We start from the raw sequence: 13,914 nt of genomic DNA, 5'->3' as shown, positions 1-13,914 counted from the left end.
ACCGTGGAAGCAGGACAGCGGGCCGGTGGCGGTGAAGCGCTGCCGTGGCCGCGGGCGGGGGCAAATGGTCGACCATCGGGGCCGGCATTACCAGCCCGACGGCCTGCCCTGCCCGTGCGCGGTTCACCACGGCGCCAGCCGCCACTGCGGCTGGGCCGTGTCCAGGCGCTGCTGCAGACCCAGCCGTTGCAGGAAGGCGGCGTCGTGCGAGACCACCATCAGGGCGCCGCGATAGTCCTGCAGCAGCGCTTCCACCGCCTCCACTGAGGCCAGGTCCAGATGGTTGGTTGGCTCGTCCAGCAGCAGCAGTTGCGCCGGCTGCGCCCGGTACAGCGCACAGGCCAGCGCCGCCTTGAGCCGTTGGCCGCCGCTGAGCTGGCCGGTGGGCAGGTCGGCACGCTGCTGGTCCAGCCCCAGCAGCGCCAGCCGCAGCCGTTGCGCGTGGGCTGGCGCGTCCGGGTCTGCATCCTGCAGCTGCGCAGCGGCCGAGCGCGCCGGATCCAGCAGGCCCAGGTGCTGATCCAGATACGCCGCCGGCACATGCACCTGGCATTGCCCCGCGCTGGGTTGCAGGCGCCCGGCCAGCAGTTGCAGCAACGACGACTTGCCGCTGCCATTGGGGCCGACCAGGCCGATCCGCGGCTGCCCATGCAGCAGCAGGTCCACCCGCCGCCCGCCCAGCCGTCCGTCGGCCAGCTCCACCTGCTGCAGCGTGGCCAGCTGCCGCGATGCGCCGGCGGGCGATGTCGGCGCCAGGAGCGCGATCGTGGGGTCGTCCTGCACCAGCGCTGCGGCCTGCACCACCGCCTCGCTCAGCCGCGCCTGTTCGGCCTGGCGTTGCTGTTGCAGCCGCCCGGCGCTGACCTCGCTGCGCTGCCTCTGCGCGCCGAGCAGGATCGCGGCCTGGTTGGCCTGCCCTGCAGCACGCGCGCCGCGTGCCTGGCGTTGCTGTTGACGCTGCTGCTGTTCGCGCAACGCCTGCTCACCGCGTGCACGCGCCTGTTTGCGCTGGGCCAGCAACGCGCTGGCCGCCTGCTGTTCGATGGCGCGCTGCTGCGCATAGAACGTGTAATTGCCGCCGTAGCTGCGCAGCCCCTGCGCGGACAATTCAACAATGCGCTGCATCGCATCGAGCAGGCCGCGGTCGTGGCTGATCACCAGCAGGCCACCGCTCCACGCCAGCAACTGATCCATCAGCCGCTGGCGTTGCGGGCCATCCAGGTGATTGCTGGGCTCGTCCAGAATCAACAGGTCCGGCCGGGTCAGAAACGCACCAGCCAATGCCACGCGCGTCGCTTCGCCGCCGCTGAGCTGCGCGGCCGGTGCACGCGGATCGCGCCCACCCAGGCCTTGCCCTTCGAGTTCTGCGGCAAATTGCGCATGGGCGGTCCAGCGCTCGCCGACCAGTTCAAAATCGGCGGGCGCAACGCTGCCGGCGGCGATACGGTCCAGCGCATCCAGCAGCGGCGCGACCCCGGCCAGTTCGGCAATGCTCTGCCCCGGCGCCACGCGCACGCGCTGCGGCAGGTAATGCACGCTGCCGTTGCGCACGTAACGCCCTGCGCTGGGCAGCACCTCGCCGGCCAGCAGGCGCGCAAGCACGCTCTTGCCCACGCCATTGCGCCCGACCAGGCCGGTGGCGCGTTGGTCGATGTGGATGGACAGATCGGAAAATAGCGGGCTGCCATCGGGCAGCACATACGCAACGCTTTCCAGCGTCAGCGACGGACAGGTCATACGGGTCTCCATTGCATGCCAGCACACGCACCGATCCAGCCGGACCGGCAGCGGGTAAGGCCGTCATCACGACGGCGGCATCAATGGCGCATTGGACCAATCCTCAGACAGTGGGCAACGCGGCAAAGCGTAGGTCAGCCTGCGACGCAAGCCAAATCCCGAACACCGCGGCAGGATTGACCGCGTTCAAGCGCAGCATGGTGAGCACCCGACCTTGCAGACATGCTTAAGCTCCTGGCGGCCGGCACCCTGCTGGCTGTCAGGCGCCCTCGAAAAAGCACGGCAAGCACTCGCCGAAGGCCAGGACCCGCAGCACTGAGCACTGAGCACTGAGCACGCAGCACGCAGCACGAAACTCGCCCGCCAGGCCTGCGTCCAACCGCCACAGCGGTGCATACGACGCGGCCGATGCGTTCGCCACCCCCACTCAGCGGGCCGCAGGTCTCCGGGCAACCACCGTAGGAAAGATGCTGGCGCGATCATCGATGAAGCGGAGATCGGTGAACCCGGCGCTTTCCAGCTGCGCGCGGGTCTGCGCGTGGGTGCGGAACGAGGCCCAGCGCGCCTGGACGATCTCGGCGAACACCAGGTTCTGCAGCGTCAGCGCCTCGGGATCGATGTGTTCCAGCTTCCACGGCGACTCGGCAGACAGCGTCGGCGGCGGTGTCAGGAAACTTGCGACCAGCACGCCACCTGGCGCCAGCCTTTGAAAAAATGCGCGATACAGCGCAATCACGCGCACCTCGTCCGGCTCATAGATGTTCAAGCCATTGCTGGTCAGCACATCCACGTGATCGTCGGCACCAGGCGTCCATGCGTCCTGGAGACGAAGCGAAAGCTGCCCCTCCAGCCCGCGCGCACGTGCGAGGTGCAACGCCCCTTCCAGCGCCTGCGGGTCCAGATCGATACCGATCAGGCGCACGTCCGGACATTCCCGGTAGTCCAGCAGCAACAGCTCGCCCATCCATCCGCAGGGCACCGATGCCAGCGTCATGCCTGGCCGCAGCAGCTCCTGCAGCTGCTGCTGGAAGATGCCGAAGCGTTCGCGGGTCGCCAGCACTGCAGGCGCCTCTTCGAAGATATGCCGTTCCATCGCCGACATCGACTCGTTCGGCTGCGCATCGGCGCGATACGTCACCAGCCGATGGGTCCAGTAGGCATTCAACCCGCGATGCCTGAGCAGAAACCGCCCGAACTCGGTGGCCCAGAGCGCATCGACCAGACCGAGCAGACGCTGGACCAGCGCTTCGGGCCGGTCACCGCTCTGGCGCAGACGCGATGTGAGCGATGCCAGCAACGCAGCATCGTCCTGGTCATCGCTGCCGTGGGAAATCAGCCGGCCCGCCTGCGCGGCCTGGCCCAGGTCTTCGTCATCACGTTGCATTGTCCACCTCGACAGGAGCGCGCCAATCGCAGCGCTCGCCATGCTGCGATCACTCCCGGCGCGACGGCGTCTCTACCGCGATGGAAGATGCGGCCGAGCGAACTGGCACCGCACGCAAGGCCTGGCGTGGAGCACGCCAAGCGGTCGCCAGCGGCTGCACTCACCCCAGCCCGAAGGCCGGGTGATAGGCGACATCGGCCAGCGGCAGCAGACGGTCGCCGAACGCCAGCGCCTGCAGCTCGGAGGCCGGGACGCCGGGCAACACCAGCCCCGGCTCCACCGCAAAGCCCAGACGCCGGAAAAACGCCGGCTCGCCCAATGCCAGACAACCGGCAGCGCCACGCTCGCGCAAGCTGCCCAGCGCCGCCTGCACCAGGCGCGTGCCCAGTCCCTGGCGCTGATGCCCCGGCCCGATCGCCAGCGGCCCCAATGCGTGCCAGCCGGGCGAATCGTCCGACAGCGACACCGGCGACACCGCCAGGTGCCCGACCACATACCCGTCGTGGTCGGCCACCAGCGACAGCGCCAGCGCGCCGTCGTTGCGCAAGGCGGCGATCACGTGCTGCTCGTCGTGGCGGCTATGTTCGTCGCGCATGAACGCGACCATCGTCAGCAGTTCGATCGCCGCAGCATCGCCATCGCTGGCTTCGCGAATCAGCACGTTCATCGCAGGCCCCGCAGCCCGCACATCTTCAGACCGATGCGCATCACAGGCTCTGCAACAGTTCGGCGAAGGCGCGCGCCGACGCATCCACATGCGACGCCAGCCGGTGTTCGTCGTCGACCAGCAGCAAGCGCGCATGCCGCGCCTGCGCCCAGGCGATCACCTCGCCGGCCGGGATCAATTCATCGCGCCAGGCATGCACGATGGAAATCGGCACGCGCGCCGCATCCAGTGCCGGCAACGGCCCCATCCTGGTCGGCGGCACCATCAGGAACAGCGCGCGCGTGGGCACCTGCAACGACACCTGCGCGGCGATGTACGAGCCCAGGCTGGAACCGACCAGCACCAGCGGGCCCTTGTCGGCCGCCGCCCGCGCGATCTCCAGCAGGCGTTGCAGCCGGCCCTGCACATCGCCGAGCGAACTGACATCGCGGCGTGCGTCCAGATCGGTGTAGTCCGGGCGCTCGTGGGTCCAGCCCAGCTGCCCGGCAACATCGGCCAGGGCGGTGACCTTGAGCGCGTCCGGGCCGCTTTCGAAGCCGTGCGACAGGATGCAGTGACCGCGGCTCATAACGCCTGCACCGTATCGCCGATGCGCAGCACACCGCCGCGCAGGATGCGTGCGCACAGCCCGCCGTGGCCGCGCATGGCGTTGTAGCCGCCCGCGCCAAGTGCGTCTTCCATGCGCGAGCACGGATCGCAGGGGTCGGTGCCTTCCAGCTCGACATCGCCGATGCGGAAGCGCCGCCCCTTCAAGGCGATCAGCGGGATGCCGGACACCACCAGATTGCGGCGCAAGGTGGCCGGCGCAATCGCGGGGTGGCCGGCCAGCGCTGCGATCACCGGCAGATGCTCGGCCTGGATCAGGGTCACGCCACGCTTGCCGCTGCCGCCCTTGTAGCGGTCGCCGACCAGGCCGATGCCGGTGGTGGCCTGCGCCGCGTCCACCTCGATCATGTCCACGTCGCGCGCCGGGCGCACGCCGATCCAGGTCACCTGCCCGGTCTGCGGCAGCGTCGCCATCAATTTGCCCAGCGGGCTGTCGGGATTCAAAGCCATCGTCGAATGCTAGCATCCGCACCATGTCCGATGCCGTCCTGCCGTCGCCCCCGATCACCTACGCGCCGTTGTCCTACGAATCGCGGCTGGACCGGCGCACGCTGCGCAACATCGACATGGTGGTCATTCATTGCACCGAGTTGCCCGACATGGCGATGGCGCGCGAATACGGCGAACGCGTGCTCTACGACAGCGGCACCGGCAACAGCGGCCACTACTACATCGACCGCAATGGCAGCATTCAGCAATACGTGGCGCTGGAGCGCGTCGCCCACCACGTGCGCGGCCACAATCCGCACACGCTGGGCATCGAACTGGTCAACAGTGGGCGTTATCCGCATTGGCTGGATTCGCGCCATCAGCAGATGCGCGAACCCTACCCCGACGCGCAAATCAACGCGCTGGTGACCTTGCTGCAATGGTTGCAGCAACAGCTGCCGTCGGTACGGCGGATGGCCGGCCACGAGGCATTGGACACCACCCAGGAAGCGGCCAGCGACGACCCTTCGCGCAAGATCCAGCGCAAGCGCGACCCCGGGCCGTTGTTTCCGTGGGAGCGCATCGAAACTGCCGTGCGCTGGGTACACGCGCCGCGCTGAGCGCCGCGCTCAGCGACCGGATGGGCGATAGGTCTTCTCGCCGGCGTTGACCGCCAGATCCAGGCGATTATACGGCGGTGCAATCGGGCACACCACATGCGGCGTCAGCGCGCAGGGCGGGTTCTCGGCCAGATTGAAATCCAGCACAACGCGCCCGTCGCGCGGCGCGTCTGTGTAGAGATAGCGCGCGCCGCCGTAGCTTTCCTTACCGCTGGTACGGTCGGCGAACACGAAGAACAGACGGGCGTCGCCATCCTGTGCGATCGGACGCAGGCGATAACGCTGGCCGTTGCGGGTGAACACCGCTTCGCCCGGCACCTGCACCGTCAACGGTGTGCCGATCGAGGTCAACAACGTGGTGGCACGTGGCGCGTCATACGGCTGCCACCGCGCGTCGATACGCCAGTGCGCATCGGTGGGGAAATAGTCCAGCTCACCGAACTGCGCCAGCGCTGCCGGGTCGCGAAACCGCCACCCGTACAAGGCGCCGGTCTGCACCACATAGAACTCGCGCGCATCGATACGCAGACGGTCGCCCGGCTGCCCTGCCCGCTCGGGCGCGAGCACCACCTCTGTCACGGGCTTGCCGTGCAGCGTCACTCCGGTGCCGGCCGCGGCCTGGAAACGCAGCTGGCCTTCGGGATCCAGCGTCAGGTTGCCCAGCTGCGCAGGCCCCGCCGGCAGCACGATATCGGCATGCGGGTCGGCCCCCACCCGATAGCGGCCCGGGCGCACGCGGCCGGAGCCGGTGTAGCTCAACCAGCCATCCGGAGCATGCAATTGGGCACGGCGCGCCGCACGTGCCTGCGCAAGCGCTGCAGCGTAGCCGTCACGATCGGCGCGCGCGCTCGATGGCTCAGCCGCTGCACCACTGCCCTGCGAGGTCGACCCGGCCGAACATGCAACCACCAGCACGATTCCCACGACGCCTATCGCGCCACGCTGCAACTGCCACCGCATCAGCACACCCAACACTGCGAGAACTGCGCTCCGCGCAGCGAGCCTGCGTCCCCACAGGCCACCTTTCCTGCGCCTATTGTGCCTGCAATTGGCTAGCGACCGCGACCGGGCGGCTGCGATCCTGCAACCAGCCGCTCCACGATCCGGCATACACGCGCGCACCGGAGAGCCCTGCCAGCTCCAGCGCGAGCAGCAGATGGCAGGCAGTCACACCCGAGCCACACATCACCACGGCCTGCTCCGGCGCGTAGTCGCCCAGCAGCGCGCCCAGCTCGGCGCGCAACTCCGCCGCCGGCTTGAACCGCCCATCACGCAGGCTCATGCCGAGCGGGCGACTCACCGCGCCCGGCACATGCCCGGCCACCGGGTCGATGGGCTCAACCTCGCCACGAAAGCGCTCGCCGGCGCGTGCGTCGAGCAGCCAGCCCGGCGCCGCATCCAGGCGCGCCAGGATCGCCTCGGCGTCCACCACCGCATCCGCATCGAAACTACCCGGATACGCGCCGCTGTCGGCCGGCAAAGGCACCGCCGTGGTCTCGGGCAACCCGGCCGCACGCCAGGCGGCCAGGCCGCCATCCAGCACCGCTACGCGGCGATGGCCCATCAGCCGCAGCATCCACCACGCACGTGCGGCCGCCATGCTGCCGTCGGCCGCGTCATAGACCACCACCTGGCTGTCGGGCGTGATCCCCCAGCGGCCGAGCTGGGCCGCGAAGACATCACTGTGCGGCAGCGGATGACGCCCTTGCCCAGGGCGCGACACATCCGCCAGCGCGTCGTGCAGATCGGCGAAATGCGCACCCGGCAGATGTCCTTGTGCGTAGTCGCGCTGTGCGGCGCCCGGGTCCGGCACAGTGGGCGGTGCCGCCCGCGCATCCAGCAGACGCAGCTGCGGGTGCTGCAGCGCTGCTGCCAGGGTGGCGCTGTCCACCAGCGTGGTCCAGTCGGGTTCGGCACTCATGCACTCTGCTCCAGACGACGGCGAAGATTGAGAAGAATGGCCGCGGTGGCACCCCATATCCGGTGACCGGGCCAGTCGTATTCGAGCACGCGACGTGGCCGGCCGCGGTACTCCAGCTCCACGCTGCGCAGATTGTCCGGGTCCATCAGATAGGCCAGTGGCACCTCGAAGACCTCGGCCACCTCGTCCGGCTGCGGTACGGCCACAAAGGCCGGGTCGATCACCGCTACCACCGGAGTCACACGGAACCCACTGACGGTCAGAAACGGGTCCAGATAGCCCAGTGCGTGCACCTGCTGCGCGCCCAGCGCGATTTCCTCGCAGCTTTCGCGCAACGCCGCCGCTGCCGCATCGGCATCGGACGGCTCGATCCGGCCACCGGGGAAACTCACCTGCCCGGCGTGATGGCGCAGGCTGTCGGTGCGCCGCGTCAGCAACACCATCGTGCCCTGCGTGCGCGGCACCAGTCCGCATAACACCGCCGCTTCGGCCGAGGCGCCACCTTCGGTGAGATCGATCAACTCGGCATGGTTCCAGCCGGGCCCATCTGGCGCGGTGTGCAGCGGATACAGCGCACGCTGCAAGGCCGCGCACTCGGGCAGCTGCGCCGCCAACGCGCGCGCGGGCAGCACCGTCTGCAGATATTCCAGGCGTTCACCGTCACTCATGCTCATCCAGCGTGCAATTTCATCCAGGCTCCGCAGGCAACCGACACAGCTCCCCTGCGCGTCCAGCGAACATACACCGATACACGGGCTGGCCAGGCCACCGCTGTTCGAATCCTCGCCCTGCATCGTGCGGCCTCCGCGCGTGATGTCCTTCCCATACCTGAAACGACAACGCCGGCCTGGTGGCCGGCGTTGTCACAGCAACAGCAAACGCAATTACTTGACGCTGACCAGCTTGATCTCGAACTGCACGGCCACGTTCGGCGGGAACGGGGTACGCGGGTCGGCACCGTAGGCCTTTTCCGGCGGCAGGGTCACTTCCCACTTGGAGCCGGCCGGCATCTGCAGCAGCGTGTCGCGCATGGCCTGCATCTCGACTTCGCTGACCTTGATGGCCGGGATCTGCTGCGCAGGACGTGCCTTCTCGCGGTCGCCGAAGGGGAACGGACCGGCGACTTCGAGCTGCACGGTGCTGGCCTGGGTCGGCTTGGCGCCCTTGCCGGCTTCGATCACGCGGTACTGCACGCCGCTCGGCAGCGTCTGCACGCCAGCGGTGCTCTTGTTCTTGGCCAGGAACGCATCGCTCTTGGTCTTGTTGGCGGCAGCGGCCTTGTCGTACTCGGCCTTGGCCTGCTGGGCACGGCCCTGCTCACGCTTCTGGAACGCTTCCACGGCCGGCTTCAGCTGGTCGGCAGTGATGGCCGGCTGCTTCTTGGCATAGGCGTCCTGCAGACCCTTCACCACCGAGTTGATATCCAGCTGTTCACCACGTCCGGTGAGCTCGGCAAGGTTGTTGCCGTAGTCATAACCAAAGTAGTAGCTCAGCTTGCCCTTCTCGGACGTTGTGTCCTGGGCCAGCGCATTGCCCGTCAGGGCCAGGGCCGCCACAGCGACCGCGATCGAACGCAACTTCATCAAACAATTCTCCAGGGTGGTGGCACAGGACGGGTCTGCCGCCTGAGATGACGCGCTAGGATAGCGGCCGCGATAGCGAACCGCTACTTATCACGAAACCTATGACCAGCAAGGGTTTCAGAAGTTCCGCATTTACTTTTTTTTTACGTTAGCCAGGAAGTCCGATGTCCAATCACGTCATTCTGATCGCAGACCACGCCAATGTCCGGACCATTACGGTCAATCGCCCGGACAAACTGAACGCCTTGAACCAGCAGACCATGCAGGCGCTGGATGCGGCATTTGCAGAGGCGGCAGCGGCCGAAGACGTGCGCGTAGTGGTGCTGACCGGCGCCGGCCCCAAGGCCTTCGTGGCCGGCGCGGACATCGCCGAGATGAGCGAGCTCTCCGCAATGCAGGGCCGCGAGTTTTCGCTGTTGGGGCAGCGGCTGATGCGCCGGATCGAGCGGATGCCCAAGCCGGTGATCGCCATGGTCAACGGGTTCGCGTTGGGCGGCGGGCTGGAACTGGCAATGGCCTGCCACCTGCGCATTGCCGCCGCCACTGCACGGATCGGGCAACCGGAAATCAATCTGGGCCTGATCCCGGGCTTCGGCGGCACGCAACGCCTGCTCCGCCTCACCGGCCGCGCCGCCGCATTGGAGCTGTGCCTGCTCGGCATGCCGATCGATGCCGCGCGCGCCCTGCAACTGGGCCTGGTCAATCGCGTGGTCGAACCAGAGGCCTTGCAGGCGGAAACCACCGCACTGGCCGAGCGCCTGGCCGGCTCCGCACCGCTCGCGCTGCGCGGCATCCTGGATGCGGTGGTGGTGGGTGGCGAATGCGGCATGGAAGAAGGCCTGCAGCTGGAAACCGCACAATTTGCCCTGCTGTTTGCGACCGACGACATGCGCGAAGGCACACGTGCGTTTCTCGACAAGCGCCCCGCGCAGTTCCGCAATCGCTGATTGCATCGCCATGAACTCCGATGCAGTTTCCTCGCCGTATGCACTGCCTTTGCAGTTGTTCGAACGCGTGCTGGCCGACGATCTCGATGGCGCGCTGGCGCTCGGGCTGATGGAGTACTGCCCTGAACAGCACGACGCAGTGGATCCCGCTGTGACCGCCGCCCTGCTTGCCGCACAGCAACGCCTGCAGACCGCATGGGCGGCGCGTCAACGCTATCAAGCACGCATGGCGCGCTTGCAACGACGTGCGGCCGAACGTGACGCGCGCCGCGCACCTGCGCCCACGCCCGCGCAATCCGCAACGCCAGCGCTACCCCCGCTCGCCGCCGCGATCCTGGCGCGCGCGAAAGCCAAAGCCAGCGGTGGAGCGTCCACATGAGCAGCGCACTTCCCGCATCGCCGCTGCGTCGCGGCAGCACCCTGCGCAAGCCGGAGATACAGGAGCTGTTTGCGCGGCTGCGCGAACTCAACCCGCATCCCACCACCGAGCTGGAATACACCACGCCGTTCGAACTGCTGATTGCGGTGTTGTTGTCCGCACAAGCCACCGATGTTGGCGTCAACAAGGCCACGCGCAAGCTGTATCCGGTTGCCAATACGCCACGCGACATCCTGGACCTGGGCGAAGCAGGCCTGAAGCGCTACATCTCGACGATTGGATTGTTCAACGCCAAGGCCAAGAACGTCATCGCCACCTGCCGCATCCTGCTGGAGCGTTACGGCGGCGAGGTGCCACATGATCGGGCCGCGCTCGAGGCGCTCCCTGGCGTGGGCCGCAAGACCGCCAACGTGGTGCTCAACACCGCGTTCGGCGAGCCCACCATGGCCGTGGACACCCACATCTTTCGCGTCGCCAACCGCACCGGCCTGGCACCCGGCAAGGACGTGCGCGTGGTCGAAGACAAATTGGTCAAGGTCATTCCGGCCGAATTCCTGCACGACGCCCACCACTGGCTGATCCTGCACGGGCGCTACGTCTGCAAGGCACGCAAACCGGATTGCCCGAATTGCGTGATCCACGATCTATGCCGCTACCGCGACAAGACGGTGGCTGCCTGATCGCCAAAGGAAGATTGCGGAAGCAAGGATCGGGCTGCGCGCAGTAACCGCCAGTCGAAAGCCGCCAGTGCGAGCCCCCAATCTGCGAATCCCCAATCCCGGCCCAAAAAAAATCGCGACCGGATGATGCGTCTTATCGGCGCCATGCATCATCCGGTCACGACAGGACACACCCGGCGCGAACGCCGGGTGGCTATCAGGGTCAGGCCGCTTTGCGCGGTTCCTGCGTCGGCACAGGATCCACCTTGCGCTGGCCCTCCACGCGACGATCCAGCTCATTCCAGTCCACGGCCAGCTCGCAGCCGCGCGACGCTGCATTGCGGCTCCAGTCCCGCAGCAACTCGATGCACGCATGGTCGACGTGATGCAGCTTGGCCACGTCCAGATGCAGCACCGTGTTCGGCGGAACGCTTTCCAGCGTGCGCGCCATCGCCGGCACCTTCAGGAACGTTGCAGAACCCTGCAGGGTCAGATGCATTTCGTCCTTCTTGTCGGCGTGCTCGCGCACCTCGACCTTCAGGCGCGAGGAATGCAAGGCCAGACGGAACAGCGACAGACCGAAACCAATCAGCACACCGGTCAGCAGGTCGGTGGCCACGATCGCAAACGTGGTGGCCAGATAGATCGCGGCAGTGCCGCGGCCATAGGTCGCCAGTTCCTTGACCTGACCGATCTTGATCATCTTCACGCCGGTGTAGACCAGGATGCCGGCCAGACAGGCCACCGGCGTCATCCGCAACAGCCACGGCAGCAGCATCGCGAACACCAGCAGCCAGCTGCCGTGCAGGATGGTCGACGCACGCGTAGCAGCACCGGCCTGCACATTGGCCGCACTACGCACGATCACGCCGGTCATGGGCAATGCACCCAGGAAACCGCATAGCATGTTGCCCACGCCCTGCGCCGCCAGCTCACGGTCGTACTGCGTCCGTGCGCCCTGGTGCATCCGATCCACCGCCGCTGCCGACAACAAGGTCTCGGCACTGGCAATGAAGGCGAAGGTCACCGCCGACACCAGCAAGGTGTGATTGAACACCCCGAAGATGTCGGAAAGGCTGGGAATACTGATCGCCGAGAACAGGTTGGTCGGAACATCGACCTTGTTGACGTTCAGTCCCTGCAGTTGCACGGTCGCCGTCACCACCACCACGGCGATCAACGCACCCGGCAGGAAGCGCAAGCGCTGCGGACGCAGCTTGTCCCACGCCAGGATGATGCCGATGGTCGCCAGGCCCACGAACAACGCGGTGCGGCCGGTGCCTTCGCTGATCGCCTGCCACAACACGGCAGGCAGTGCAGCGAAGTTCTCCAGACCGCGCGCCTTGGGCGCTGCATCCATCAACACGTGCGCCTGCGAGGCCACGATCAGGATGCCGATGCCCGACAACATGCCGGCCACCACGGCCGGCGACGTCATCCGGAACCACACTCCTGCCCGGCACAGACCGGCGACCAGCTGGATCGCGCCAGCCACCAGAATCACCGGGCCGAGCGCGGCAGCGCCATGCTCGCGCACCAGCTCGAACACCAACACAGCCAGGCCAGCGGCCGGGCCGCTCACCTGCAACGGTGAGCCGGCCAGAAAACCAACAACCAGTCCGCCGATGATGCCGGTGATCAGACCCGTTGCCGGCGGCATGCCGGATGCGATCGCGATGCCCATACACAAGGGCAACGCGACAAGGAAGACCACCACTGACGCGAGCAAATCACGCCCGAACAGCCCCTGACGGAAATATCCGCCGATACCTGCTGTGTTCATGAGTGTGCTCCGTCAGACGAGTTCAGCCCGCACCGCTTGCTGCAAGCGCGGGCGAGGAGTGGCTTCGGGAGTCTTCTCGCCCAGGAGCGGGCGGAAGCCCCCCTTTTCGGCATCGAAGGCGCGGATCTCTCCGTGGGCGATATCGTAGATCCAGCCGTGGATCCGCAACGTGCCTGCCGCCAGGCGTGCTGCCACGACCGGTTGCGTCCGCAGATGGTCCAGCTGCGAGACCACGTTCTCTTCGGTCATGCAGCTCAGCGCCTCCTGGCTGGCCGGATCATGGCCGTGGTGGGCAGTGACGTGACGCGCTGCGTCGGTGTGCTTCAACCAAGCAGCCACGGACGGCACATCTTCCAGCGACTCGGGCTTGAGCACGGCCTTCATGGCGCCGCAGTCGGTATGGCCGCAGACCACGATGTGGCGCACACCCAACACAGCGATGGCGTATTCGATCGCCGCAACCACGCCACTGACGTGCTGCGAGTAAGGCGGCACCACATTGCCGATGTTGCGGTAGACGAACAATTCGCCGGGCTGCGCGGAGAAGATCAGCTCCGGCATGACGCGCGAGTCGGCGCAGGTGATGAACAGCGTGTGCGGCTTCTGGCCGGCAGCGAGTTCATGAAAGCGCGCACTCTGGCGCGGATACACTTCCTTACGGAAATGACGAAAACCTTCAAGCAAACTTTCCATGGGAGATAACCTCTAGGCAACGGATAGCGATCCGCGGCGCAAACCGCGAATTGCGAAATTGAACAAATCAAAGAGAATCCGGCGGAAACGCCGGGTACAGCGACAGCTGGGATCAGGCGCGCAGGGCGTTTGGAGGACGCAGTTGCGGGATCAGGTCGCGTTTGTGATTTGCCGGCGCGTGATGCGCGTACCAAGAGGGTGAATACCGCGCCAGCACCGGCCATGCTTGGGAGAGCAAGGGGATATCGTCTGCAGGCTGTGTATCGACTTGGGTCTGGGAGTCCCCATCGTCCTGCGGATCTTCGGTGGCATCGCGTTCTTCGCCAGCATCCACCATCACCGCCAAGCCGTCGCCCACTAACGCATTCTGGATGCGGGTGTGCGCATTGGCTGCCGACCACGCGGTGAGCGCGAGCAGGCAAACCAACAGCAATTGGAGGAATCGCGGAAACATGGCCTCGAAACTAACAATTTAGAACCCGACAGCGCAAGTGGTGCGATGCACA

Annotated in this window: 16 protein-coding genes; 4 read left to right on the top strand and 12 right to left on the bottom strand. The window is 66.8% G+C overall.

Annotated elements, in window-relative coordinates; genetic code table 11:
* Window positions 1-123: 123 nt before the first annotated feature.
* The 5 genes from ACCQ01_RS08400 to ACCQ01_RS08380 form a co-directional block, all read right to left on the bottom strand.
* The gene (locus ACCQ01_RS08400) at window positions 124-1,737 is read right to left on the bottom strand and encodes an ABC-F family ATP-binding cassette domain-containing protein (RefSeq protein ID WP_228432869.1); all 1,614 of its coding nucleotides are present in this window, start codon (window positions 1,735-1,737) and stop codon (window positions 124-126) included.
* 427 nt (window positions 1,738-2,164) lie between these two features.
* A complete protein-coding gene (locus ACCQ01_RS08395; RefSeq protein ID WP_228432870.1) occupies window positions 2,165-3,121 on the bottom strand; it encodes an SAM-dependent methyltransferase in 957 nt (318 codons plus the stop codon).
* Window positions 3,122-3,281: 160 nt separating this feature from the next.
* Complete coding sequence (locus ACCQ01_RS08390; protein WP_228432871.1) at window positions 3,282-3,788, bottom strand: GNAT family N-acetyltransferase; 507 nt, start codon at window positions 3,786-3,788, stop codon at window positions 3,282-3,284.
* Window positions 3,789-3,828: 40 nt separating this feature from the next.
* On the bottom strand, window positions 3,829-4,356 hold the full coding sequence (locus ACCQ01_RS08385; RefSeq protein WP_228432872.1) for a YqiA/YcfP family alpha/beta fold hydrolase: 528 nt from the start codon (window positions 4,354-4,356) through the stop codon (window positions 3,829-3,831).
* Window positions 4,353-4,844, bottom strand: a complete 492-nt coding sequence (locus ACCQ01_RS08380) for an MOSC domain-containing protein (protein ID WP_039528007.1) — start codon at window positions 4,842-4,844, stop codon at window positions 4,353-4,355. Before ACCQ01_RS08380 ends, ACCQ01_RS08385 begins: the two co-directional genes overlap by 4 nt.
* Window positions 4,845-4,867: 23 nt before the next feature.
* Here ACCQ01_RS08380 and ACCQ01_RS08375 point away from each other — a divergent pair, with 23 nt between their 5' ends.
* A complete protein-coding gene (locus tag ACCQ01_RS08375) occupies window positions 4,868-5,443 on the top strand; it encodes an N-acetylmuramoyl-L-alanine amidase (protein ID WP_228432873.1) in 576 nt (191 codons plus the stop codon).
* Between the two features lie 9 nt (window positions 5,444-5,452).
* Here ACCQ01_RS08375 and ACCQ01_RS08370 read toward each other — a convergent pair whose 3' ends face one another.
* The 4 genes from ACCQ01_RS08370 to ACCQ01_RS08355 all read right to left on the bottom strand — a co-directional run bounded on the left by ACCQ01_RS08370 (window position 5,453) and on the right by ACCQ01_RS08355 (window position 8,947).
* On the bottom strand, window positions 5,453-6,403 hold the full coding sequence (locus ACCQ01_RS08370) for a DUF1684 domain-containing protein (RefSeq protein WP_228432874.1): 951 nt from the start codon (window positions 6,401-6,403) through the stop codon (window positions 5,453-5,455).
* A 73-nt stretch (window positions 6,404-6,476) separates the two neighbouring features.
* Entirely contained in the window at window positions 6,477-7,364 is an 888-nt protein-coding gene (locus ACCQ01_RS08365) for a sulfurtransferase (protein WP_228432875.1), read from the bottom strand.
* Window positions 7,361-8,158 carry a CoA pyrophosphatase gene (locus tag ACCQ01_RS08360; RefSeq protein ID WP_228432876.1) on the bottom strand — a complete coding sequence of 266 codons (798 nt, stop codon included), beginning with the start codon at window positions 8,156-8,158 and terminating at the stop codon, window positions 7,361-7,363. The genes ACCQ01_RS08365 and ACCQ01_RS08360 overlap by 4 nt, the downstream gene beginning before the upstream one ends.
* 90 nt (window positions 8,159-8,248) lie before the next feature.
* Window positions 8,249-8,947, bottom strand: coding sequence for an FKBP-type peptidyl-prolyl cis-trans isomerase (locus ACCQ01_RS08355; RefSeq protein WP_004429231.1), 699 nt, complete (start codon window positions 8,945-8,947; stop codon window positions 8,249-8,251).
* Between the two features lie 164 nt (window positions 8,948-9,111).
* Here ACCQ01_RS08355 and ACCQ01_RS08350 point away from each other — a divergent pair, with 164 nt between their 5' ends.
* Genes ACCQ01_RS08350 through nth form a run of 3 tightly spaced genes read left to right on the top strand, consistent with a single transcriptional unit; the run spans window position 9,112 to window position 10,953 of the window.
* Window positions 9,112-9,894, top strand: a complete 783-nt coding sequence (locus ACCQ01_RS08350) for an enoyl-CoA hydratase/isomerase family protein (protein ID WP_014507372.1) — start codon at window positions 9,112-9,114, stop codon at window positions 9,892-9,894.
* A 10-nt stretch (window positions 9,895-9,904) separates the two neighbouring features.
* Complete coding sequence (locus tag ACCQ01_RS08345) at window positions 9,905-10,273, top strand: hypothetical protein (protein ID WP_228432877.1); 369 nt, start codon at window positions 9,905-9,907, stop codon at window positions 10,271-10,273.
* Window positions 10,270-10,953 (top strand): endonuclease III, encoded by a 684-nt coding sequence (gene nth / locus ACCQ01_RS08340; protein WP_228432878.1) that lies wholly within the window; start codon window positions 10,270-10,272, stop codon window positions 10,951-10,953. Before ACCQ01_RS08345 ends, nth begins: the two co-directional genes overlap by 4 nt.
* Before the next feature lie 202 nt (window positions 10,954-11,155).
* Here nth and ACCQ01_RS08335 read toward each other — a convergent pair whose 3' ends face one another.
* The 3 genes from ACCQ01_RS08335 to ACCQ01_RS08325 all read right to left on the bottom strand — a co-directional run bounded on the left by ACCQ01_RS08335 (window position 11,156) and on the right by ACCQ01_RS08325 (window position 13,841).
* Complete coding sequence (locus tag ACCQ01_RS08335; RefSeq protein WP_070692868.1) at window positions 11,156-12,715, bottom strand: SulP family inorganic anion transporter; 1,560 nt, start codon at window positions 12,713-12,715, stop codon at window positions 11,156-11,158.
* A gap of 12 nt (window positions 12,716-12,727) precedes the next feature.
* The gene (locus tag ACCQ01_RS08330; RefSeq protein ID WP_014507368.1) at window positions 12,728-13,408 is read right to left on the bottom strand and encodes a carbonic anhydrase; all 681 of its coding nucleotides are present in this window, start codon (window positions 13,406-13,408) and stop codon (window positions 12,728-12,730) included.
* 112 nt (window positions 13,409-13,520) lie between these two features.
* The gene (locus tag ACCQ01_RS08325) at window positions 13,521-13,841 is read right to left on the bottom strand and encodes a hypothetical protein (protein ID WP_192886189.1); all 321 of its coding nucleotides are present in this window, start codon (window positions 13,839-13,841) and stop codon (window positions 13,521-13,523) included.
* Between the last annotated feature and the right edge of the window lie 73 nt (window positions 13,842-13,914).

This window comes from Xanthomonas sp. NCPPB 4037 (assembly GCF_041475695.2).
Lineage (GTDB): Bacteria > Pseudomonadota > Gammaproteobacteria > Xanthomonadales > Xanthomonadaceae > Xanthomonas > Xanthomonas campestris.
Note: the sequence above shows the minus strand (reverse complement) of the source record. Positions and strands in the feature narration are given on the sequence as shown.

Coding starts and splice junctions, on each gene's coding strand:
- ACCQ01_RS08385 (WP_228432872.1), bottom strand. CDS start 4,356: ATGAGCCGCGGTCACTGCATCCTGTCGCACGGCTTCGAAAGCGGCCCG.
- ACCQ01_RS08365 (WP_228432875.1), bottom strand. CDS start 7,364: ATGAGTGCCGAACCCGACTGGACCACGCTGGTGGACAGCGCCACCCTG.
- nth (WP_228432878.1), top strand. CDS start 10,270: ATGAGCAGCGCACTTCCCGCATCGCCGCTGCGTCGCGGCAGCACCCTG.
- ACCQ01_RS08390 (WP_228432871.1), bottom strand. CDS start 3,788: ATGAACGTGCTGATTCGCGAAGCCAGCGATGGCGATGCTGCGGCGATC.
- ACCQ01_RS08370 (WP_228432874.1), bottom strand. CDS start 6,403: ATGCGGTGGCAGTTGCAGCGTGGCGCGATAGGCGTCGTGGGAATCGTG.
- ACCQ01_RS08335 (WP_070692868.1), bottom strand. CDS start 12,715: ATGAACACAGCAGGTATCGGCGGATATTTCCGTCAGGGGCTGTTCGGG.
- ACCQ01_RS08330 (WP_014507368.1), bottom strand. CDS start 13,408: ATGGAAAGTTTGCTTGAAGGTTTTCGTCATTTCCGTAAGGAAGTGTAT.
- ACCQ01_RS08380 (WP_039528007.1), bottom strand. CDS start 4,844: ATGGCTTTGAATCCCGACAGCCCGCTGGGCAAATTGATGGCGACGCTG.
- ACCQ01_RS08360 (WP_228432876.1), bottom strand. CDS start 8,158: ATGCAGGGCGAGGATTCGAACAGCGGTGGCCTGGCCAGCCCGTGTATC.
- ACCQ01_RS08375 (WP_228432873.1), top strand. CDS start 4,868: ATGTCCGATGCCGTCCTGCCGTCGCCCCCGATCACCTACGCGCCGTTG.
- ACCQ01_RS08350 (WP_014507372.1), top strand. CDS start 9,112: ATGTCCAATCACGTCATTCTGATCGCAGACCACGCCAATGTCCGGACC.
- ACCQ01_RS08395 (WP_228432870.1), bottom strand. CDS start 3,121: ATGCAACGTGATGACGAAGACCTGGGCCAGGCCGCGCAGGCGGGCCGG.
- ACCQ01_RS08345 (WP_228432877.1), top strand. CDS start 9,905: ATGAACTCCGATGCAGTTTCCTCGCCGTATGCACTGCCTTTGCAGTTG.
- ACCQ01_RS08400 (WP_228432869.1), bottom strand. CDS start 1,737: ATGACCTGTCCGTCGCTGACGCTGGAAAGCGTTGCGTATGTGCTGCCC.
- ACCQ01_RS08355 (WP_004429231.1), bottom strand. CDS start 8,947: ATGAAGTTGCGTTCGATCGCGGTCGCTGTGGCGGCCCTGGCCCTGACG.